Origin of the sequence: Sediminibacillus massiliensis (assembly GCF_900156915.1) — a bacterium.
In the GTDB taxonomy this organism is placed as follows: Bacteria; Bacillota; Bacilli; order Bacillales; family Amphibacillaceae; genus Sediminibacillus_A; species Sediminibacillus_A massiliensis.
Map to the genome: position 1 here is coordinate 514,261 of NZ_LT732535.1, position 21,182 is coordinate 535,442.

22 protein-coding genes are annotated in these 21,182 nt (G+C 38.9%); 14 read left to right on the forward strand and 8 right to left on the reverse strand.

Annotation, left to right across the window (positions count from 1 at the left end; genetic code table 11):
* Positions 1-2: 2 nt before the first annotated feature.
* The 6 genes from CZ434_RS03350 (at position 3) to CZ434_RS03375 (ending at position 6,324) form a co-directional block, all read left to right on the forward strand.
* A complete protein-coding gene (locus CZ434_RS03350) occupies positions 3-3,113 on the forward strand; it encodes an AAA family ATPase (protein WP_179107156.1) in 3,111 nt (1,036 codons plus the stop codon).
* A 151-nt stretch (positions 3,114-3,264) separates the two neighbouring features.
* Positions 3,265-3,651: a DUF5365 family protein gene (locus CZ434_RS03355; RefSeq protein ID WP_077621795.1), complete on the forward strand. Its 387-nt coding sequence runs from the start codon at positions 3,265-3,267 to the stop codon at positions 3,649-3,651.
* A gap of 61 nt (positions 3,652-3,712) precedes the next feature.
* Positions 3,713-3,961, forward strand: coding sequence for a DUF2584 family protein (locus CZ434_RS03360; RefSeq protein ID WP_077621796.1), 249 nt, complete (start codon positions 3,713-3,715; stop codon positions 3,959-3,961).
* Positions 3,962-4,472: 511 nt separating this feature from the next.
* Positions 4,473-4,853 carry a VrrA/YqfQ family protein gene (gene vrrA / locus CZ434_RS03365; protein WP_077621797.1) on the forward strand — a complete coding sequence of 127 codons (381 nt, stop codon included), beginning with the start codon at positions 4,473-4,475 and terminating at the stop codon, positions 4,851-4,853.
* A gap of 114 nt (positions 4,854-4,967) precedes the next feature.
* Complete coding sequence (msrB, locus tag CZ434_RS03370; RefSeq protein ID WP_077621798.1) at positions 4,968-5,930, forward strand: peptide-methionine (R)-S-oxide reductase MsrB; 963 nt, start codon at positions 4,968-4,970, stop codon at positions 5,928-5,930.
* A gap of 190 nt (positions 5,931-6,120) precedes the next feature.
* Positions 6,121-6,324 (forward strand): DUF6501 family protein, encoded by a 204-nt coding sequence (locus tag CZ434_RS03375; RefSeq protein WP_077621799.1) that lies wholly within the window; start codon positions 6,121-6,123, stop codon positions 6,322-6,324.
* Positions 6,325-6,391: 67 nt separating this feature from the next.
* Here CZ434_RS03375 and CZ434_RS03380 read toward each other — a convergent pair whose 3' ends face one another.
* Complete coding sequence (locus CZ434_RS03380; RefSeq protein ID WP_077621800.1) at positions 6,392-6,763, reverse strand: cytochrome-c oxidase; 372 nt, start codon at positions 6,761-6,763, stop codon at positions 6,392-6,394.
* 243 nt (positions 6,764-7,006) lie between these two features.
* Here CZ434_RS03380 and CZ434_RS03385 point away from each other — a divergent pair, with 243 nt between their 5' ends.
* Together CZ434_RS03385 and CZ434_RS03390 are read left to right on the forward strand one after the other, a co-directional pair.
* Positions 7,007-7,558, forward strand: coding sequence for a histidine phosphatase family protein (locus CZ434_RS03385; RefSeq protein WP_077621801.1), 552 nt, complete (start codon positions 7,007-7,009; stop codon positions 7,556-7,558).
* A 261-nt stretch (positions 7,559-7,819) separates the two neighbouring features.
* Positions 7,820-8,059: a ferredoxin family protein gene (locus CZ434_RS03390; protein WP_077621802.1), complete on the forward strand. Its 240-nt coding sequence runs from the start codon at positions 7,820-7,822 to the stop codon at positions 8,057-8,059.
* A gap of 60 nt (positions 8,060-8,119) precedes the next feature.
* On the opposite strand, the gene CZ434_RS03395 is transcribed toward CZ434_RS03390, so the two are convergent.
* From CZ434_RS03395 to CZ434_RS03405, 3 genes are all read right to left on the reverse strand, one after another.
* Positions 8,120-8,395, reverse strand: coding sequence for an acylphosphatase (locus tag CZ434_RS03395; RefSeq protein ID WP_245830917.1), 276 nt, complete (start codon positions 8,393-8,395; stop codon positions 8,120-8,122).
* An 81-nt stretch (positions 8,396-8,476) separates the two neighbouring features.
* Positions 8,477-8,851 (reverse strand): PH domain-containing protein, encoded by a 375-nt coding sequence (locus CZ434_RS03400; RefSeq protein ID WP_077621803.1) that lies wholly within the window; start codon positions 8,849-8,851, stop codon positions 8,477-8,479.
* A 115-nt stretch (positions 8,852-8,966) separates the two neighbouring features.
* On the reverse strand, positions 8,967-10,337 hold the full coding sequence (locus CZ434_RS03405; protein WP_077621804.1) for an N-acetylmuramoyl-L-alanine amidase: 1,371 nt from the start codon (positions 10,335-10,337) through the stop codon (positions 8,967-8,969).
* A gap of 288 nt (positions 10,338-10,625) precedes the next feature.
* Here CZ434_RS03405 and CZ434_RS03410 point away from each other — a divergent pair, with 288 nt between their 5' ends.
* The 3 genes from CZ434_RS03410 (at position 10,626) to CZ434_RS03420 (ending at position 14,395) form a co-directional block, all read left to right on the forward strand.
* Entirely contained in the window at positions 10,626-12,167 is a 1,542-nt protein-coding gene (locus tag CZ434_RS03410; RefSeq protein WP_077621805.1) for an FAD-dependent oxidoreductase, read from the forward strand.
* 24 nt (positions 12,168-12,191) lie between these two features.
* A complete protein-coding gene (locus CZ434_RS03415; protein WP_077621806.1) occupies positions 12,192-12,962 on the forward strand; it encodes an alpha/beta fold hydrolase in 771 nt (256 codons plus the stop codon).
* Between the two features lie 269 nt (positions 12,963-13,231).
* Positions 13,232-14,395: a glycosyltransferase family 4 protein gene (locus tag CZ434_RS03420; protein ID WP_077621807.1), complete on the forward strand. Its 1,164-nt coding sequence runs from the start codon at positions 13,232-13,234 to the stop codon at positions 14,393-14,395.
* Positions 14,396-14,658: 263 nt separating this feature from the next.
* Here CZ434_RS03420 and CZ434_RS03425 read toward each other — a convergent pair whose 3' ends face one another.
* Both CZ434_RS03425 and ltaE read right to left on the reverse strand, forming a co-directional pair.
* Complete coding sequence (locus CZ434_RS03425; RefSeq protein WP_077621808.1) at positions 14,659-15,960, reverse strand: globin-coupled sensor protein; 1,302 nt, start codon at positions 15,958-15,960, stop codon at positions 14,659-14,661.
* Between the two features lie 245 nt (positions 15,961-16,205).
* Positions 16,206-17,225, reverse strand: coding sequence for a low-specificity L-threonine aldolase (gene ltaE, locus CZ434_RS03430; RefSeq protein WP_077621809.1), 1,020 nt, complete (start codon positions 17,223-17,225; stop codon positions 16,206-16,208).
* Between the two features lie 255 nt (positions 17,226-17,480).
* Here ltaE and CZ434_RS03435 point away from each other — a divergent pair, with 255 nt between their 5' ends.
* A complete protein-coding gene (locus tag CZ434_RS03435) occupies positions 17,481-18,515 on the forward strand; it encodes an LLM class flavin-dependent oxidoreductase (protein WP_077621810.1) in 1,035 nt (344 codons plus the stop codon).
* 41 nt (positions 18,516-18,556) lie between these two features.
* On the opposite strand, the gene CZ434_RS03440 is transcribed toward CZ434_RS03435, so the two are convergent.
* Complete coding sequence (locus CZ434_RS03440) at positions 18,557-19,414, reverse strand: CvfB family protein (protein WP_077621811.1); 858 nt, start codon at positions 19,412-19,414, stop codon at positions 18,557-18,559.
* 251 nt (positions 19,415-19,665) lie between these two features.
* Between CZ434_RS03440 and CZ434_RS21805 the strand changes: the two genes are divergently transcribed.
* Entirely contained in the window at positions 19,666-19,815 is a 150-nt protein-coding gene (locus CZ434_RS21805; protein ID WP_143262115.1) for a BH0509 family protein, read from the forward strand.
* A gap of 123 nt (positions 19,816-19,938) precedes the next feature.
* On the opposite strand, the gene CZ434_RS03445 is transcribed toward CZ434_RS21805, so the two are convergent.
* Positions 19,939-20,778 (reverse strand): deoxyribonuclease IV, encoded by an 840-nt coding sequence (locus CZ434_RS03445; protein ID WP_077621812.1) that lies wholly within the window; start codon positions 20,776-20,778, stop codon positions 19,939-19,941.
* Between the two features lie 121 nt (positions 20,779-20,899).
* Between CZ434_RS03445 and CZ434_RS03450 the strand changes: the two genes are divergently transcribed.
* Positions 20,900-21,151, forward strand: coding sequence for a DNA alkylation repair protein (locus tag CZ434_RS03450; protein WP_077621813.1), 252 nt, complete (start codon positions 20,900-20,902; stop codon positions 21,149-21,151).
* Positions 21,152-21,182 lie beyond the last annotated feature (31 nt).

The window sequence follows — 21,182 nt, forward strand, 5'->3', positions numbered from 1 at the left end:
TTATGAGAGCTATCACCCTGACAATGACTGCATTCGGCCCTTATAACAACGAACAAACCATCGATTTTAGAGAACTTGGCAATGAATCTATTTTTCTAATTACGGGTCCTACCGGTGCAGGCAAAACTACTATTTTTGATGCTATTTGCTATGCTTTATATGGAAAAGCGAGTGGCAGCGATCGGGATCAGGATTCCCTAAGGAGTCACTTCGCAGAGGTAGGGAAGGCAACGGAAATAAGTTACACGTTTGCCTTAAAGGACAAAACATACAAAGTTATCAGAAATCCTAAACAGCTTAAACTGAAAGAACGAGGAGAAGGTTTTACCGAAGAACCCGCACGCGCCGTGATGTATGAAATAGATGGGGAAGGACACAAGTTGGTCACTTCCAAAATCAAAGACGTCAATGACCTGATTGAGCAAAAGCTCGGTTTGGATTATGAGCAGTTTCGTAAGATGATCATGATACCTCAAGGGGAATTCCGCAAACTAATTTCAGAGAATAGTAAGGAAAGAGAAGAAATACTACAAAAGATCTTCCGCACCCATTTTTACGAGCGGATAACAGAAGAATTCAAGAGACAATCAAAAGAACTGAAGGAATCCATCCGGCAATTGGACTGGCAGTTGGAACAAGAATTTTCTAAAATAAACTGGATCCATTTCCAACCGGAAGAAATAGATTCTACGGAGAAAATTTTAGAAAAGCTGCAAGCGGAAATTAAAGAAACAGAGATAGCTCTGGATAAGGGACTCTCTGATCAAACAGAAAAGAAAAAGGAATTCAATAAAGCACAAGAAAAATATTATCAAGCAAAGCAACTATTGGATTTGTTCAACGAAAAAGAAAATCTTCTCAACGAAAAACAAAGACTGAAAAGGCAAGAGCAAGAAATACTCGAAAAACAAAATCGTGTGAAATTGGCTGAAACAGCAGCAAGGGTTGTGCCTTTTGAGGAGCAAATGGTTTATAGGAAACAAGAATGGCAGGAGCAGAATGAAAAGCTGGCCGGTTATCAGAAAAAGCAACAGGAAGTCGGTTCCCATTTCTCAGAAGTCAGAAAAACGTATGAGGAAGAGTTAAACAAGGAAACGGACAGAGAGAAACTTAAAGCACAAATAGATGAACTGAAACAACAATTAGAGAGTATTATGCAATACCAGCTGCTGCTGGCCGAAAAACAACAAGTGGAGACAGAACAGCAAACAATCGATACAAAGATAATAGATGCACAGCAGTCAATCAAAGCAATAATAGAACAAAGTCAGGAATTGGAACAACGCTTGAGCAATCATGAGAAATGGACAAAAGAGTTTTATCATCTCGAAAACGAACGTAAGAATGTTAGAGAAATTATCAGCAAACTAAAGAATTTGATAGAGGAAAGCCACAAGTTAAACGAAATGCGGCAACAGTTCCAGAAAGTACAGCGGCAATTCACTCAGGAACAACAGAAAATAGAACAACTAAGAGATACCCTTACAAACATGGAAGATGAAAAGCAAAGGAATCATGCAAGGTATCTGGCGCAGAATCTACAGCCTGGGACTCCATGTCCGGTATGTGGCAGTACAGACCATCCACAGCTAGTTACCGGAACTACAATCGATTCAGTCGATAAAGACTTGGAAAAAACCAGAAGAGAACTGAAAGTAAAAGAGAAAAACTTCACTTCCTTACAAAATGACTATATTCAAGTGAAATCAGATGGACAAACCCAAAGAAGGTTATTTGATCAGGCTTTTCAAGAATTCGAAGAGGTACTTGGTTCCTATGAAGAGGAATCAGTTAAAGCTTATCTTGCTACTTGGAAGGAAAAAGAAACCGAGCTGTCAGAACGCTTGAATAAAGTGAGCGAATATTTGAAGTCTGTAGAAAAAGCAAAAGATGATAAACAAAAATTACAGGAGGAATTGGACAAACAACAGCAGTTACTGGATAAGTACAAAGAAATGAAAGAGAAAATATCCGGAAAATGGTACCAGGTGAATACGAAGATAGACAGTATAAAAAATGAAACGAAAAACGTTGAAACCGATCCATCTTTGATAAGGACCGATATAGCCGTGAAAGAAAGACAATACCAAGATTGGCTTAAATATTGGAACAAACTCCAACAAACATACCAACATGAAAAAGAACAACTTCATGAGATCAAGACAATCACGAATCAGTTGCAAGCCTTCACAGTCGAGATTAAAGCGAAGTATGACAATGAAGCGGAGAAATTCGAAAAGAAAAGATTGGAGAATGGTTTCAAAGATGAGGCAGGCTATCATTCAGCCAAAGTGTCAGAAGCTAAACTGCAGGAATGGAAAGAGGCCATCCAACAATACAACCAAAAATATCAGTTTGTGTCCAATCGGTTGGATGAATTGAATGTAAAAGTGAACGGTGTAGAAAAACCTGATCTCGCTATGATGGAGGAAAAACTTTCGGCATGGGAAAAGAAACTGGAAGAAATTCATGAAGCCAATCAATCATTATCTGTACAAATCCAGCAATTGAAGCAAATAGATGCCACATTGTACGAGTTGGTAGAACAGCATACCTCTCTTTCCAAACAGTATTTTGATATTGGGGAATTAGCAGATTTGGCTAGAGGTGAGAATCATTTAAGGCTATCCTTTGAACGTTATGTCTTATCCTCTTTCCTAGATGAAATTCTTATGCAGGCCAATATCCGGCTTGACCAAATGACTGATCATCGCTATCAATTGATAAGAAGTGATCAAGTCGCAAAACGCGGGGCCCAAAGCGGATTGGATTTAGAGGTGGTCGACCACCACACCGGTCAGCAGCGTTCCGTTAAAACATTGTCAGGAGGCGAAGGGTTTAAAGCTTCTCTAAGCCTTGCCCTCGGATTGTCGGATGTAGTACAAGCACATGCTGGCGGGGTGCAGCTTGATACATTATTTATTGACGAAGGATTTGGTACGCTGGATGAGCTGTCGCTTGAACAGGCTATTGATTGCCTAAAAGGATTACAACAAAGCAATCGATTGCTGGGAATCATATCCCACGTGCCGCAGTTGAAAGAGGAGATTCAAGCAAAACTGCAAATCACTCCTTCCCAGAAAGGTTCTCATGTTTCCTTCTTGCTACATTGATTTTTGCCAATAATTGTTCCTTAATAAACAGGTAATCATCATGATATAGTTGAATAAGCACTGCAAATGAGATCAATTTCCGGTCAACGACTCCCTGGTGCAGAGACCGGGGATTGGTCATACTTGCAAACCTGTAAACAGGAGGATTAATATGAAGGTAGTCACAGCGTCTACTCCCGATCAACATGATTATATAACAGACCTTATTCAAGATTTGTACCAAAGAGTTTTCCCTGTATTTTTTTCTGAAGAATACATAAAAAAATTGAGAGAGTTTAAATTACTGGAAATTCCGGAGATAAATGACTTGTCCCTTATGGAAACGATGGAAGTTACGGCGGCATTTCAAACAATTATATCTATTTTGGATACTTTAATTCAATCAGGATGTCCATTAGGATTTGATTATGTACAAAAGTTTACTAGAAACACGACGTTATTAGAGAAGTATGGTATAGATTTCCCTTTCCATTTAAATGATTTTATGAATATCACCGATACTTATATCAATACAGAAGAAAAGAGGCACTTGATGTAAATCTTTTCTTATGCGAATCATAAATTAAAGTAAAATATTATTCGCATAATGGGGGAGTTTCATGTCTATGCCTCTGTCACTGGAAAACCACATACTGACCTATGGAAAAGAAGTAAGAAGGAATGAACTCGAAAATCTCTTTGAAATCCACTTTGAAGGATACCGGTTATTTCCCATGAATCAAACGATCGAAATAAAACGAGATCGTGATGCCATGCAGATTGGCCAGGGGAAAGTTGTCGAATTAATGTGGAAAAATGGAAAGACCATTTGCAAATACAAGCTTCATTCCCTTTTTAACGTCAATTGACGACACTATGCGTGCAGTTGGATAGCAGGTAAAGTCGGTTTATGCGCTTGCCCGGGAAATAACTCGTGCACCTTCATGAAATTGACAAACTTTTTCCGATTCTTGCCGGAATTCCGGGCTTATAATGTAATTAATGATGTAACAGATTTCCGGAAAAGGAAGTGAGGAAAATGCTTTCTGCTGTTCTGTTTGGACTAATATTGAGTGGAACCTTTGCTTTAATTATTACCGCTGATGTGATATCAGACTAAAATTTTTAGAAAAAGAACAAATCGTTTCTTCTGATTTGTTCTTTTTTGTTATGAATCTGCCTACACCTATTTAATTTCCTGGCGTACAATAAACTATCAACTTACGGAAATGAGGGATTCCTGTGTTTTCACCAAATCAAGCGCCACGGTCATTTCGACAGTTCCCTTTCTCTCCACCAGTAAACCACACAGGGAACTTCCTGCCTCCTCAACCCTACCAGCAGTACGGAGTACCAGCAAGGGGCGGTTTACAGGGTCTAATGCAAAAGTTTATGCAAGGCGGGGGAGGAGTCCCGTCTACAATGGCCGGGGGAGGAAAGGTAACAAACACTTTGGGAAATATTCAGCAAGTCTTGAAGATGGCTCAGTCTGCTGCACCAATTGTCCAGCAATATGGTCCGATGGTGAAAAATCTGCCAATGATGATAAACATGATCAAAGCGTTCAATGAATCTGAGTCTACAGAAGAGGTGGAGGATGGAGATAAGGACCCAGTGTTCGAAGATGAGGAAAAAGCAAAAGTAAAAGTAAATGAAAAGGAAAACCTTCATAAAATTGAATCCTCCATAAAACAACCTAAAAAGCCGGCTAAGGCAGTTAAGAAGGAAGATGGAATTTCAACTCCTAAATTATATATATAAAACTTTGATGCACCCTGCTTGATTTTTTGTCTATAAAGCGAAAAAATAGAGAAAACAGATTAGAAATACTGATGATGTGTCAGTATTTCTAATTATTAGCAGGAGGGATAATGCATGGCTGAAATAAATCAAGAAAGAGCAACATTTGCTGGAGGTTGTTTCTGGTGCATGGTAGAACCATTTGATGAACGTCCTGGTATTTATAGCGTAATCTCGGGTTATACTGGCGGAACAACAGAAAACCCTACTTATGAAGAAGTTTGCTCGAATACAACAGGACATGTAGAAGCGGTCCAAATAACTTACGACCCTGATATTTTTTCTTATGAACGCTTGCTGGAAATCTTTTGGAAACAGATTGATCCGACAGATGCAGGAGGTCAATTCAATGACCGTGGTGAATCATACCAAACGGCTATTTTTTACCATAATGAGAAGCAAAAAGAGCTTGCTGAAAAATCGAAACGGGAACTGGAACAAAGCGGCAGGTTCGATAATCCTATTGTGACCCCGATTCTTCCTGCAAGTACATTCTATAAAGCAGAAGAAAAACACCAAGATTATTACAAAAAGCAATCGTTCCATTATAAATTGTACAAAAAAGGGTCTGGAAGACAGGATTTTATCGAAAGACATTGGAGAAAACCGGTAGATAAAGAGAAAATTAGAAAAAAGCTTTCCCCTATCCAATACCATGTAACACAGGAAAATGGAACGGAAGCCCCTTTCCAGAACGAATATTATAACCATGAAGAAGAGGGAATATATGTCGACATCGTTTCGGGCGAGCCGCTGTTTTCCTCGAAAGATAAATATGATGCCGGCTGTGGCTGGCCAAGTTTTACTAAACCAATTGATAAACATCAAGTACAGGAAAAAACTGATACATCGCACGGCATGATTCGGACGGAAATTAGAAGTACGGAAGCGGATTCTCATTTGGGACATGTATTCGAAGATGGGCCTACAGACCGTGGTGGCCTGCGTTATTGCATGAATTCTGCTGCAATGAAGTTTGTTCCCCGGGAGAAAATGGAAGAGCTAGGTTATGGTTACTTGTCTTACTTGTTTGAATAAAAGAGCTGGGCAATACAACACAAACGAACTTGTTGTATTGCCCATTTTCATTCGTTTACAATAGAGTTAATAAGGATTGAAGTAGGATTTATCCAGACATTAGTCCTTATCTTTAGAAATGTCTTTGCTGTTAGAAGAAAAATGATACAATAATTGATGGTATCGACGAAAAATAAGGAGAGATTATTAAGTGATACATAAAAATTGGATCAATAACAAAACAATCAAACAAGTGGAGTGCATTCATGCGAACGCAAAGAAGTTCGTTGTCGACACTACGCTCACACCTGGTAAAGTGTATGATGTGAAAAATGAAACAGAAGAATTTTACTTCATTGTCGACAACACAAATCGAGTTGGCGGCTTTCTAAAAGAGTACTTCAAGGAATTATGACTTGAATGATTGATGAATGATTAAATAACCGGGCAATCATACCCGGTTATTTTTAACTGTAGCTATGTTAATCAAGCTTCAGGTTTTTGACAACATTGAAAGCGAATAATAAAACACCGATCAGGATCATAGTAGCTCCAACGGCAACTCCACCGGTGAAAGCCGTATTATTTGTAAGCAGCATTGCAGTAAGTGAAACCATCATAATCGGTAAGCCTAAATTATGAAGCCAGAAATGAAATAACCCCAATTTGTTAGCAGCCAGTTTGGGGAACAAGTAGTAAATAATGCCGGCTAACGTTAAAGCAGTCCAACCAAGTAGGTTAATATGGACATGTACACCGGTCAGTGTGTGATCATGGACTATGGACATGACATATCCAATTATTACACCAATGACAAAATAAATAACGGAGATTTTTATCAACCGAACGCCCATAATATCAACTTCTTTCCTGGGTATTTAGTGCTAATACTATCCTATGAACGCCTAAGAGAGATATGTGTCGGAAACTGCTCACTCCACATATTTAATTTTTTTTGAATAAATAGTTGGTTCCTAGGTTAAAATAAGAAGTATCCTTTAAAAAAGCATTAATAATTTTGAAAGTATTTAATTTTCTTGTTTTTATGTCTGATTTGCTAGATAATAGACATAAGCTAAGTGGAGGAGATGATGTGCATGAAAAGGCTATTCATGATTCGCCATTGTAATGCAGAAGGGCAGCATAAAGACTCACCGTTGACAAGGGACGGGGTAAGGCAATCTAAACTTATTGCCGATTTTTTTGAAAAAAACAGTTATAAACTTGATCGAATTATCTCTAGTCCTTTTTTGCGTGCGATAGAGAGCATAAAGCCATATGCGCAAATCAATCATCTTCCTATTGACATTGATGAGCGATTACAGGAAAGAATGTTAAGCGTCCAGCCTGTGGATGACTGGATGGACGTATTGGAAGAGTCCTTTAACAACCTGGACTTTAAATTACCTGGAGGGGAATCGTCGAATGATGCAAGGTCCCGGTCTCTGGAATTAATAAATGAAGTAATGGCCGATAATAACTGTGAAAATGTAGCTATCGTCACTCACGGAAACTTACTTGCGATTCTTTTGAAAGAATTTCAGGCAGACATTGGCTTTACTCATTGGAAAGGTTTTACAAATCCAGATATTTTTCTTGTCCAGAAGGTTGGAGGAGAAAGTATCGTTGAAAGAATATGGAAGACATAAAAGGACCCCCTTTTGTGTCTTTTCTTTTGATGTGCGGATTATTCTTTGGGTAGAAATATGGAGAAATATGTAGTATACTCAAAATTAATGTTTAGCAATCATTGCTAATACCAAAATTTTTTACCATGTACGCAAATGAGATAACTATGCTTTAAGCTGTCCGGCATATATTTAATACATTATATTTCCTGATAGCGTCCTTGGTTTTTTTGGTATACTAAATAACTACAAGAATGTGGAGAAGTAAAGGAGGTATTTTACATGGCTTTTGTAATTACATCACCTTGTAAAGATGAAAAAGCTGGCGAGTGCATGGAAGTCTGCCCAGTTGATTGTATAGAAGAAGGAAAAGATATGTTCTATATCGATCCAGATATTTGTATTGATTGTGGAGCTTGTGAGGCAGTCTGCCCGGTTGAAGCAATATATATGGAAGATGAAGTTCCAGAAGAAGAAAATGAATACATTGCGCTTAACCGCAAATTCTTTGAAGACCGTTAATGATACTTACCATACAGGCTGCATGAACGATTATTACATCGCTCATGCAGCCTGTTGTATTTAATAAACAACTTTGAATGTTTGATACCCATTATCTTGCTCTGACTTCGTTATTTCCATATTCTTCACTTCAATAAAGGGATTCGGACCATCTTTTATCGTTTTAATGAATTTTTCTATTTGAATTTGACTACCTTCGGCTTCCAATTCCACTTTCCCGTCAGTCCTGTTCTTTACCCATCCATTCACTCCAAGTTCTGTTGCTTTTTGCTGAGCTGAGGCTCTGAATCCGACTCCTTGAACAGACCCGCTCACAACCATATGTGCTGAAACCATAATTATCACTCCATAGTTTTCTTTTTATTTTACATATAACCGTCTGAATTAAGGGCAAAACGAAAACAAGAGCATAATATTTTATAATACATGGGCTGCTAATACCCTATGTACATGATGAATTTCATCTCCTTTTTTAAATTCCTTGATGATGGGTTCTCCAATCCCCGATATCCATATTTTCAATTCTGAGTCAATGTCGAAGCTTCCAGCTGTTTCGACACTGAAAGTTGTGATCGATCGGTATGGTATGGAATGGTATTCCGTTTTTTTACCAGTAACTCCTTGTTTGTCAACAAATACCAATCGTTTATTCGTAAAGACAATTAAATCCCTGATGATTTTAAACACATTTTCCAACTTTTCCTCTTCTGTTAGAAGCATTTCCATTTCTGTCTCGACTTTTTCTAAATCAACCTCTGATGCATTTCCAAGAAAACCATCAAATATGCCCATTATTTTCCTCCTTTAAAATTTTATATAATCATTATACGATTTATTGGGATATTATTAAATCTACATATGAGTAAATGAAAGGCCGGGTGCTTCCCCGGCCTTTCATTTACTCTAATTATATTTTGTCTAAAAGATCCTCCAGTTGATCCCTTTGTTTTTCTATTTGTGTCATTGCATGTTCAATATTCCGTCTGAAAATACTTAATATACTTTGACCATAATTCGTGCCGGGAACCGCCCATTTCCCATTTAATTGGGTCCATGTTTGTGCACTTCCCCGTGCTACAAGATCAAACCTTGGATCGATCTTTTGTAAGCCGCTTGGAATAGGATCTTTCGAAGTATAGGCATATAGGTGCTGTATATGGGCGTGAACGCCATCCTCCATGGTGTCAAAACTTGCTCCGGGATTATTTGGGCCTGTTGCTCCGATACCCGCAAAATTATTTTGGTCTTCGTTTACTATACCTGTAAATCTGAAATAATCCGTTTCATGGATGGCCTGGGCATAAGCTGTGTCTCCTCTGATTCCATAAGCGTTTCCATATTTGATATAAAACTCACCGAGTAAAGGAGCATCTTTGTTGATGGTCTTTACGAATTCATCTAACTGGTGTGCAAGCAACCGGGATTCTCCTTCAATAGAGAAGCCATCCTCAGGAGAGGGTGGAGCTGAAACTTCTTCACCTTGTGTCAAAATAAATGCATCTGTTATGCCGACATTTCCCAGTCTTTCGACTTGTGTTTCGGCGTTTTGCCTATCAGCAAATGCACCAGCCTGGACACGGAAATATTGCCTGCCAGAGATGGTTGCCGGGACCATAAATGAATCAATTCCCTTTTCATCCAGGAAATTTATACGGTTTTGAGCGTTTTCTCTCTCTGTGAATGAGCCGGCAATGACTTTATAGAGAACACCAGGTTCTTCCGGTTGTTGCTTCACTGGTAATTTTAAGGCACTTGCAACTCCTTGTGCAATAGCATTCGCGGTATCACTACGGAAAGCACTATTTGTTATCAATTTCAAGTCATCCGGATTGTCGATAAATAGGATTTCCAACAGAAGGGCAGACATGTCAGTTTCTCGCAGTACATGGAAATTTGCGCGTTTTTTCCCTCTATCCCTTATCCCGTATTCAGATGTTAAGTTATTTACAATCCTGTCATGGATTATAGACTGGTATTGTTGAGTGGAAGGTGCCAGCGGCCCATTATATATATAGCTTTCAAAGCCTCTTCCTCCAGCAGCATTATGGTGTATCGACAAAAAAAAGTCAGCGTTCTCTGAATTAGCGAAATTTGTACGGTTTTCTAACGACACTGTCTCATCCTTTGTTCTAGTCATCACAATTTCCACTTCATATCGATTCCGTAACTCTCTTTGTACCGCAAGTGCGAGAGAGAGGTTATAATTTTTCTCTTGATGGCTTTGGTAAATTGCCCCTGTGTCCGTACCGCCATGCCCCGGGTCAATAACAATTTTCAATGATTTTCAACCTCCTTTCAGGTTACTTTATATGATATGGAAAAAATTATAAGAGTGCTTGGACGAATGAGTAAATAGAAGGAATAAAGGCGTTTACGATAGATGAAGCCAAAAAAGGGGCATAACAACCGTTGTTTGAGCACATGTTAATGATTTAATTCCGTGTACTTAGAAACTCTTGAACTTTGCAGGCAGGCGAAAGCAATTGTTCCTTTGTAATTTGGTTTACAGATTACTTCTCGAAGGAACAATAATACAAACAGGAATTCAACTAACATTAGGAGGAAAATGATGAAAAAACAAGCTAGTCAATCCCGAATGCCGCAATTTCCCGAGCCATATTGGAGAGAAAGTGTAGAACTGCCACAATTTCCATCATTGCAGCAAGATATCGAAGTTGATATAGGAATTGTAGGGGCCGGTATAACAGGCATCACTGCTGCATATTTACTTACGAAAAAGGGGTTTAAAGTAGCATTGCTTGATGCCGGCAAAATTTTAAATGGCACTACCGGCCACACAACTGCAAAAATAACTGCCCAGCATGGATTGATTTATGATGAACTTATTCAAAACTTCGGTTTAGAGACTGCAACGGCTTACTATGATTTTAACAAAGAATCCATGGAGTTTATGAAGGAAGTGATCAAAGAACATAACATTGATTGTGATTATGAGATTCAAGATGCTTTTGTTTACACAGAATCAGACCATTATGTGAACCAGTTAAAAAAAGAATTGCAGGCTTATGAACAAATAGGTATTCCTCGAAAGTGGGCTGAAGATATACCACTCGATCTCCCTGTCAAAGCTGCAGTTGCAATGAAAGACCAGGCTCAATTTCATCCACTCAAATATTTGGCTGTCCTGGTAGAGTATATTGAAGAAAACGGAGGACTTATTTTCGAGGATACCACCGCAGTAAATGCAAATTATGGCAAGAAACCGATGATAATCACGCGTGAAAACTATAAAATCCACTGCAATAAAATTATTGCTGCATCACATTTTCCGTTTGTAGGTGCTGAGGCGTTTTTTTCGGCAAGGATGCATCCTCAACGCTCTTATGTCATTGCAGTCAAGGCAGGAAAGAAGTATCCTGGTGGAATGTACATTAATGCTGAACAACCATCACGTTCGCTGCGTAATTTCTCTGTAAATGGAGAAGAATACTGGTTAGTTGGAGGGGAAGGGCATAAGACTGGCCAAGGCGGAAATACAATCGATTATTATGACAAACTCTTAGACTTTGCACAGACTAATTTCGGCGTTGAAGAATATGGATATAGATGGTCGGCGCAAGATTTAGTTACTCTGGATAAAATGCCTTTCATTGGAAAAGTGACAGATGACCAACCCGATATACTAGTTGCGACTGGTTTCAAAAAATGGGGGATTACGCAAGGGACCGGAGCGGCTATGCTGATTTCTGACATCATTTCCAATACAGATAACCGTTATCAGGAACTGTTCGCACCGACTCGTTTTCATGCTGATCCGGATCTCAAAGAATTCATCAAAACAAACTCCAATGTATCAAAAGAATTAATAAAAGGAAAACTAGAATATACTAGAAAAAATATTGAAGATGTAGGTAAAGATGAAGCCGCAGTAATCCGAATCAAAGGAATGAGAACTGGAGTATATAGAGACACGGACGGCAAGGTGCATTTGGTCGATACAACGTGCACACATTTAGGCTGTGAAGTGAATTGGAATTCCGGTGACAGGACTTGGGATTGTCCTTGTCATGGATCAAGATTTTCGATTTCCGGAGAAGTAATCGAAGGACCTGCAAAAGAACCGTTAAAGAAGAAAGATAATCTTTAGTATGGGATAAAAGAAGGGACCATTATGAAAAATATCGAACATGCAAACGGGATAATTTCATATGAATCAGAGGGGCAGGGGATACCTGTCCTTTTTATCCATCCTCCTGGTATGGGGAGCAAAGTGTTTGAATACCAAAAGGCCATGAAGAAGGATTTCCGTGTCATTATGCCCGATTTCAGCGGACATGGTAACTCTACGAACGACATTGGAGAATCACTTATTGAGTCATATTTGGAAGAAATCGATATGATTTTGAAGAATGAGCAGCTAGAGAGTGCTGTTCTATGTGGATACTCAGCAGGGGGTATGATTGCTCAATCGTATACATTGAAATATCCTCAAAAAGTAGAGGCATTGATTTTGTCTGGCGGTTATCCGAGGGTATACACAAAATCATTGGATTACCAATATATGCTTGGGATGAAACTTCTGAAATCTTCGCCCGATACTTTGGCCTTCCTGATTGCCTTAAGCCATGCCAAAACAAAAAGCTACAGGGAATCGTTAGTGGATCATATGAAAAAAAGCGATCTCTCTGTCTGGCTGCAATTTTATGAAGAAACGTATCTCTTCGACTGTGTCGAAAGTCTTTCTGCCATCAAGTGTCCTATGCTGCTTATGTACGGTGCTAAAGACTTCTACTCGCTCCCGCATAAAGACTTCTATGAAAGATGCGGAAATTTGCGCATGGCAATTGTCAGCAATTCATTTCACCAGCTCCCGACGCGGAAATGGGAAAGCTTTAACCACATTATTACAGATTTCATTAATAAAGAAATCTCAGCAAATTGAATAAAATAAAACATTGAAATTTTATGTTTTAATTGTATTGTCTTAAGGGTAAGTTTGTAATGGTTTTGTAAACTCGGCTTGTCCTCGATGGATAGATTTTATTTTTTGAGGAAAACAAGTTATCATAATAATATGGGAAATAGTATTAGATGCTTAAAGGGTGAGTTTCATACATAAAAGTGCTTCATGGTATACTATTTCTGACACAAAATTACTAACCAAAAGTACTACCATCTTTTTCTTGGGAGTAACAAAAGGAGCAATACACGTTGAAAATAGCAATCATTACAGAAACCTTTTTACCCTCTACAGATGGAGTGGTCACAAGGCTTACAGAAGCAATCAAATATCTGCGGAAATTGAATCACGATGTAGTTGTGATCGCTCCGGACTTAGGTGTAAAAGAGTATAAGGGGGCAGTAGTGGAAGGGGTAAAGACTACCACGATGCCTTTTTATCGTTACAGGCCTTTTTCTTTACCACAGAGAAAGGTGAAAAACTTGCTGGAAAAGCATGACCCCGATTTGGTCCATGTTGTAAATCCGGCACTAGTCGGGGCTACAGGGGTATATTACGCTGAGAAACTAGGTTACCCATTGATAGCTTCTTATCATACGCATGTACCGAAGTACCTTGATTACTATCGCCTGTACAGGCCTTTAAAACCGGTTTTTTGGAGTTATTTCCGGAAACTTCATAATAAAGCATCCCTTAATCTATGCACGTCTCAGGCAATTAAAGACGAACTTGATGAAAAAGATTTCTACAATGTTCATGTATGGAAACGGGGAGTGGATATCGAAGGGTATCATCCTGGCTTTCAAAGTGACAAAATGAGGGAAAGGTTATCGGATGGGCATCCTGAAGATAAGTTATTATTATTTGTTGGCCGTCTGGCAATCGAAAAGGAAATTCATAAATTAAAGCCTTTATTGGAAGCTCGAGATGATGTGCGGCTTGCCATTGTGGGAGATGGTCCAGCAAGAAAAGAATTGGAGCAGGTTTTCTCCGGTACAAATACTGTTTTTACTGGATTTATGCATGGGGAGGAATTGGCACAAGCCTTTGCGTCAGCAGATGCATTCGTATTTCCATCAATAACAGAAACGCTCGGATTAGTCATTTTGGAATCAATGGCATCGGGATTGCCAGTAATTGCAGCGAAGAGCGGACCAACGATGGAGCAAATAAATCATGGAAAAACCGGGCTGTTATATGAAAATGGTAATACAGACAGTATGATCAAGGCGTTGGAATATTTGGAAGATAAGGATAAATTGAATGAAATGAAACTTAACGCCAGACAGGAAGCCGAGAAATTCAGTTGGACAAGACCATCTAAGCAATTGCTGGATTTTTATAATGAAACGTTGCGCATGACTGATCGATCAGAACAGTTACTGATGGAAACAAGAGAAAAAACGAACGAATAATCTTTTGCAGCTGATTTTTATCTTTGATATCTCAATATCTCAAGAATACTTGACTTTTGAGACTTGAGATATCTTTTGATGTATAACTTCCTATAATATATATTATGTAAACTAAGAAATAAAATAGAAATTTAGTTTGATTGTAAGTCTGTTTCGATCCCCCTCTAAGCAAGCTTACCTTTTTTAGGAAAACCCCTGCTTTATTTCAAATTACCATCATCGCCAATTCACCAATGATGGTAATTTACTTAAGTTAAAGCAATTTAAATCTTATTTGACATCCCGCTCAACTCATCAGCAGTTGCCGACACTTGACCAACTGCCTCACTGATTTCATTCATTACTCTTACAAAAGCCTCTAATTGTTGATGGCTGTGTTCACTACGGTTTTTCACATCATTCATTGAGCCGACTACATGATCAAAAAATTGATAGGTTTCACTGACTTCTTCAACTTCTTCTCCGACAACCTTTTTTATTTGGGCAATGGAATCTGACATGGCCCATATCTTTTGATTTGTCGACTCGATTAGTTTGGATACTCCTGCTACAGAACTTTTAGTTTGCTCTGCGAGTTTCCGTACCTCGCCTGCCACTACAGCAAACCCTTTACCGTCTTCCCCGGCTCTGGCTGCTTCGATTGCTGCATTTAAAGCAAGAAGGTTTGTCTGATCGGCGATGGAGGTTACCATATCTGCAATCCCGCTTATCTTATTGGTTGTCCCTGCCAGCCCATTGATTTCTTGTTCCAGCCAAAGCATCTGGTCATCGACTTTTCCCATTTTTTCCTGCTGGATATATAGACGGTCTTTCCCCTTAAGTGAAAGCTGCTGTGTTTCATAGGCAGACTCCAACCCGCCCTGTGTATACTCTGACAACTGATGTGATTGATTGGTGATTTCTTCAAGAGATGAATAAGTTTGATCTGTTATTACAGCCAATTCTTCGGATGTTCTTCTTAGTTGATTTCTAAGAGTCTCTTTTTCCTTCTCTTCTTCTTGTTGAATTCTTGCTATTTCTTTCTCATAGGCTTCCAACACTAATTGTTGCTCGATATTTAGGATTTTTGTGACAGCAATACTAAATACCTTGTATTCCTCTTTTGTAGAGGTGATTTCATCTACTATTTTCATTATTGATAACAGCAAATCCTGGAATGCACACATATACCATTTGGTTTTAAGGCCTATATGTACATGGATGTAAGCAATTTTATCTCTCTGATCCACAAAATTTTGGTCGATAACTCCTTCGAACATTTCAGTTATATGCCTGGTTAACGTTTTCTTTAACCTCTGAATACTGCTGTTGTCATGGATTATTTTCATCAACGAAGGTTCATTTTCCAGATTTTTATAAAATTGCTGAACAATCTCTTCTATATTGGCGACTATATATGGCTTGATGGTACGGATGATGCTTAAATCTTCTGTATTCATGTTAATCATATGTAGTTGTTTTTCTATATCGCTACCTTTTGGCACATCTATTTTTACAACCTTATCATTTTCTTCAAGACCGAGTAATATTGATTTTTCGGTTGGTTGTCTTTTAAAACTCAACATTTCTATCTTCCCCCTCTGGTTGTTACCTGCCTGATTGTTCTTGGCACTGTAAATTTTAACAAGTTTATTATAATAAGGTAAAAACTACCAATATCACTTCAGCTTACAACATAAACTGAATAAATTCCATATAGATTCCCAAAATTCAATGAATGTTCTCACATGTAGTTTTGAATTAACTTGATTGCTATTTCGTCATAAAAAATATCTCCAAACATTTTAATGATTGGAGATATACTTATTAACTAAAGGACACCGTTAATTCTGGCAATGGCTGTTTTTGTATTTTCTCTCGTGACCTCGTAATTGGTTACAAAACGGATAGTATCGGGACCGAATGGAACAGCCAGGATGTTCTCCTTTTTAAGGACATCTATGAATGAGACAGCATCATGTCCTGTTCCTTTTACATTAACCAGGAGGATGTTTGTCTCGACTTTGTTTTCAACTTTTACTCCCTTGATGTTGGCAATTTCATCCGCCAAATACTGTGCATTTTCATGATCGATCGTTAATCTTTCCACATTTTCTTCCAGCGCAACCAGTGCTGGTGCTGCGATTATACCAGCTTGTCTTAATCCCCCACCTAACCTTTTTCTCCATTTGCGTGCTTCGTCGATAAAGGACTTATTCCCTGCGATAATGGAACCTACAGGTGCTCCCAATCCTTTCGACAAACAGAATTGTACACTGTCCGCATTTTGACCATATTCCTTCAATGTCACTCCAGATGCGACAGAGGCGTTGAACAAGCGAGCTCCGTCCAAATGAACGCTGATATTGCGGTCTTTCGCGATTTGATAAATCGCCTGCATGTTTTCTAATGGAAGGATAGCTCCTCCTGCTTTGTTGTGTGTGTTCTCCAGACAGATTAAACTTGTTACAGGAAAATGTATATCTTCTGACCTGATGGCACTCTTGACTTCTTCTGGATCCATCGCCCCTCTATACCCATTAATAGGCCGGGATTGAACACCGGCAAGCGCTGAAAAGGCTGCAGCTTCATAAAGATAAATATGGGCACTCGCTTCCAGGATTACTTCATCTCCGGGGTTGCAGTGTGTTAATGCTGCTATTTGGTTTCCTTGAGTACCACTCGTTACGAATAAAGCGGCTTCTTTCCCCAGCATTTCTGCTGCTTGTTCTTCGAGTTTGTTTACAGTTGGATCTTCTCCATATACATCGTCGCCAACATTGGAATGATAAGCTGCAAGGCGCATGTTTTCAGTCGGTTTAGTAATAGTATCGCTTCTTAAGTCGATCACTTGATGCTCCCCCTAGAATTTAGATAATTGACACTAGTATTAATCGTAATAGAAATTGTCTGCTTCTTCAATAAGTTGCTACATTTATTCGATAACCTGTATTATCGAATAAATCCTTGTTTTTTCAATTTACGGTTCTGGTAATTGATTGCTATTCCGATTAAGTCAAAATGTTTAACGCCCCAGATAATCGCTGTTAAAATAAATACATGCATTTATCCAAATGCGAATCATGTAAGGAAAGAAGATGTGAAGATGACGGAACAAAATCAATCAAAGCAACTTAAAGATATTCATTTTTCTGTACTGGATTTGTCGCCGATTATGGAAGGTGGAAATGCTTCTCTGTCTTTTAAAAACACGTTGGATTTGGCACAACACGCAGAAAAATGGGGTTACACACGATTCTGGCTGGCTGAACACCATAACATGCCTTTTATTGCCAGTTCAGCAACTTCTGTGGTAATAGGTCATGTGGCTTCTGGCACTTCTTCAATCAGAGTGGGTTCTGGAGGCATCATGCTGCCTAATCACGCACCATTAGTGATCGCAGAACAATTTGGGACGCTAGAATCTCTGTTCCCGGGTAGAATCGACCTTGGCTTGGGAAGGGCCCCCGGTACTGATCAGCTTACCGCACATGCCTTAAGAAGAGACCGTCGAAGCGACGGACAAGACTTCCCGGAACAGTTGGAGGAACTTAGAAGTTATTTTGATCCATCTCTCGCCTCTGAACCTCTACCAATTCAGGCTGTTCCTGGTCAGGGGCTTGATATACCAATATGGTTGCTTGGTTCAAGCGGCTTCAGCGCACAGCTTGCAGGAGAGTTGGGATTGCCATTTGCATTTGCGAGCCATTTTTCACCGCATAATACTGAAGGTGCTTTGTCTCTTTACCGACGGAGTTTCAAACCATCTGCAACATTGCAAGAACCATATGCGATGGTTGGTGTGAATGTAACAGCGGCCGGGACGGATGAAGAGGCGGCTTACTTAGAAACAACCTTGCAACAGCAATTTTTGAACTTGATCAGAAACAGGCAGATGCCATTACAACCTCCTGTGGATAACATCGACGAAATGATGAGTCCCCATGAAAAAGCGGCATTAAATCAGCAGTTGGGTTCTTCCATATCAGGTGGACCGGAAACCGTGAAAGCCAAATTGCAACGTTTCCTCGATGAAACTCAGGCCGATGAGATGATTATCAATACTCAAATATATGATCATGCAGCACGTTTGAAATCTTTCGAAATTGTTTCTGAAATAACCGGCAATAAGAAAGACTAATTAGAAAGCACCGGTGTGTTATTACACCGGTGCTGGTTTTATCATTCTTCTGTCAATATGGTTTTATCATTGGTTTGAGAGATTTTCTTTTCTTTCATCAGTTTTCCCAGAGCCCTTTTAAAAGCAGCTTTACTTATTTGGAAAGTGGAGCGAATTGCCTCCGGGTCGCTTTTATCGGTAAAGTCCATTTCTCCTCCATGTTGTTGTAAATATGCCAAAATCATCTCAGCATCTTCATGCATGCCTTCTTGTTTTAAAGGGAGTAAAGAGACATTTATTGTTCCATCTTCCTTTACATCGATTACTCTCCCATTAACTGTTTCTCCGACTCTCGGTTCTTGTTTGCGTTCATTCGGATGAATAAACCCTCTGTAGCCTTCTTCTGTCAACATGAATGATCCTGATTTGGTAGCCCGGTAAATACGTCCGGTTATTTGATTCTTTATCAGGGAATCAGGAGCTCTGACTAAATCTTGTTGGACATCCCCCTCCGTGATTGGTTTAGCGAGTAATTTCCCTTTCTTATCTACTTCAAGGCTCACAAAAAGCGAATCCCCTTCTTTAGGCCAAACTGTTTGCAATAAGGGTAGGTCATCTTTGGAAACGAGAATTTCTTTGCGGATACCGATGTCGACAAATACGCCAAGATCGTTTATCACTTCCACGACTTCTGACCATCCATATGTATCAAGGCTGGCATCTGGTATATGTTTGGTTGCTGACAAACTCCCATCTTTCTCTAAAAACAAGAAAACTTCTGTCCACTGTCCTGTTTCCAGATCTTCAGTAACTTCCTCTTTAGGAAGTGATACTTTCTCCTTCCCGTCTGACAAGATATACTCTTCATTCGTATTCACTACTTTAAGACTGATCGTTGTACCTATTTGTAATAAGCTCATAATTTATTACCTCTTTCTTCATATCGATTAACAATTGATTTGTGGTGGATTGGAATCTCCTTCATAAACTTTAACATACTGGATGTAAATTAACTTTCGATTAGCTTAAACACCTGATAAATATCATGGCAATATTGCTTTCTAATGTTATTATCTCATTTTGATATTGTTATTATCTCTTTTTGAGATATATAATGATATCAAGAATTGAAACAAATTAACCTTCTACAGGTTACAGGGGGAAACGAATAATGAGTCAAGCTATGAGAAATGATATGATTGAACGCTTGTGCAGCAGAACTTCCATGAACGAAAATGAAGTTGTATGTTTGTCAGACGCTGAAGTGGAATACTATCATTGGCTCTATTTTGAAGATGAATCTGTTTACAACCTAATGTAGTCTTTCGAATGGAATGATAAATAAATATAAATTAATAGAAATACATACTCAAAGCCTGATTAGACCCCGAAAATCAGGCTTTTTGTTATCGCAGCTAGCATAAATGTGCAGCTCTATCCATGATTATCTCCCCCATCGTGACTTAATTTCAGCAATTTCATTTTCATGGCTATTCTTTTTGTCCTTTGGTGTTTCCAGAATCAGGGGAATATTTTGGATTACAGATGATTGCAGAATGGAATCAAACTGTTTTTCAGTTATATATCCCCCATGAAATATATTCGCGTGTCTGTCTTTTCCTGATTTCGCTTGATATTTTGAGTTGTTTAAATGAATAACTTTCAAATTTTGAAAGTAACCAAGGTTGTTTCCATGCTCCATTACATACTCCCAATTATCACCATTCCAAAGTCCACTTGCAAAAGCATGGCAAGTATCCAGGCAAAAACCCAAACTGTTAGGTCTGTCGATCAATTGTCTGATCTTTACAAGCTCTTCCATTGTTGTCCCTATGGAACCTGGTTTCCCTGCGTTGTTTTCAAGTAATAGCATGCTCTTCCCATCCCACTGCTCCATCACTTCATTTATAACCTCGATCATTAATTGATAACTATATAGAGGGTTGTTAGCGTCCTTATTTTTTCCGAAATGAACAACAACCCCTAATGAACCACATGCATCTGAAATGTGCAAATCATTTAGGATGGAGCGGACGACCCGCTTTTTTTGCTCAGGGGATTCAGGTGTCAAATTAGTTGGGTATGGCGAATGACTGATTGATACAATATCATGTTCATGGCAAAATTGTTTGCAGAGCCTGGTATCTTCTGTATCATATGCTTTTATGTTGAGGCTTCTAGGATTTTTAGGGAAATACTGAAAGGAAGCGGCATTTAACTGTTTTGCAGACTTAGCTGCATGATAATATCCTTCCTTAATACTGACATGACATCCGATGAACAAAGAACGACACCCCTCACCTCTTTTATTTAGTATTAAAGAGAAAGAGCTTATTTATGCAGTCGTCCAAGAGCTAGAAATAATTTCGATGGTTTAGGGCATATTAGATTGCGGAGGTGTTCATATGAGTCAACCCTATCAATGCCCGAATTGCAAATCGAATAAATCAAGATTCAACCTTTTCGAGCAAACACCAAACTACGTAAAATTAGATCCAAACTCGGGAGACATGGTCCTACAATATACAGATGAAACATTAGAACCATTTCACGTGAAGTACCAAGGGCCTAAAGTCAGGGTCCAATGTGGAGTTTGTGGACTTATGGAAGATGAAATACGGTTTATAAAACAAGCTGAACTTCAAAAAAAACAGTAAAGATCCGACCAGATTCGGTTCTTTACTGTTT

Coding starts and splice junctions, on each gene's coding strand:
- CZ434_RS03350 (WP_179107156.1), top strand. CDS start 3: ATGAGAGCTATCACCCTGACAATGACTGCATTCGGCCCTTATAACAAC.
- CZ434_RS03355 (WP_077621795.1), top strand. CDS start 3,265: ATGAAGGTAGTCACAGCGTCTACTCCCGATCAACATGATTATATAACA.
- CZ434_RS03360 (WP_077621796.1), top strand. CDS start 3,713: ATGTCTATGCCTCTGTCACTGGAAAACCACATACTGACCTATGGAAAA.
- vrrA (WP_077621797.1), top strand. CDS start 4,473: ATGCAAAAGTTTATGCAAGGCGGGGGAGGAGTCCCGTCTACAATGGCC.
- msrB (WP_077621798.1), top strand. CDS start 4,968: ATGGCTGAAATAAATCAAGAAAGAGCAACATTTGCTGGAGGTTGTTTC.
- CZ434_RS03380 (WP_077621800.1), bottom strand. CDS start 6,763: ATGGGCGTTCGGTTGATAAAAATCTCCGTTATTTATTTTGTCATTGGT.
- CZ434_RS03385 (WP_077621801.1), top strand. CDS start 7,007: ATGAAAAGGCTATTCATGATTCGCCATTGTAATGCAGAAGGGCAGCAT.
- CZ434_RS03390 (WP_077621802.1), top strand. CDS start 7,820: ATGGCTTTTGTAATTACATCACCTTGTAAAGATGAAAAAGCTGGCGAG.
- CZ434_RS03395 (WP_245830917.1), bottom strand. CDS start 8,395: ATGGTTTCAGCACATATGGTTGTGAGCGGGTCTGTTCAAGGAGTCGGA.
- CZ434_RS03400 (WP_077621803.1), bottom strand. CDS start 8,851: ATGGGCATATTTGATGGTTTTCTTGGAAATGCATCAGAGGTTGATTTA.
- CZ434_RS03410 (WP_077621805.1), top strand. CDS start 10,626: ATGATGAAAAAACAAGCTAGTCAATCCCGAATGCCGCAATTTCCCGAG.
- CZ434_RS03415 (WP_077621806.1), top strand. CDS start 12,192: ATGAAAAATATCGAACATGCAAACGGGATAATTTCATATGAATCAGAG.
- CZ434_RS03425 (WP_077621808.1), bottom strand. CDS start 15,960: ATGTTGAGTTTTAAAAGACAACCAACCGAAAAATCAATATTACTCGGT.
- CZ434_RS03435 (WP_077621810.1), top strand. CDS start 17,481: ATGACGGAACAAAATCAATCAAAGCAACTTAAAGATATTCATTTTTCT.
- CZ434_RS03440 (WP_077621811.1), bottom strand. CDS start 19,414: ATGAGCTTATTACAAATAGGTACAACGATCAGTCTTAAAGTAGTGAAT.
- CZ434_RS21805 (WP_143262115.1), top strand. CDS start 19,666: ATGAGTCAAGCTATGAGAAATGATATGATTGAACGCTTGTGCAGCAGA.
- CZ434_RS03450 (WP_077621813.1), top strand. CDS start 20,900: ATGAGTCAACCCTATCAATGCCCGAATTGCAAATCGAATAAATCAAGA.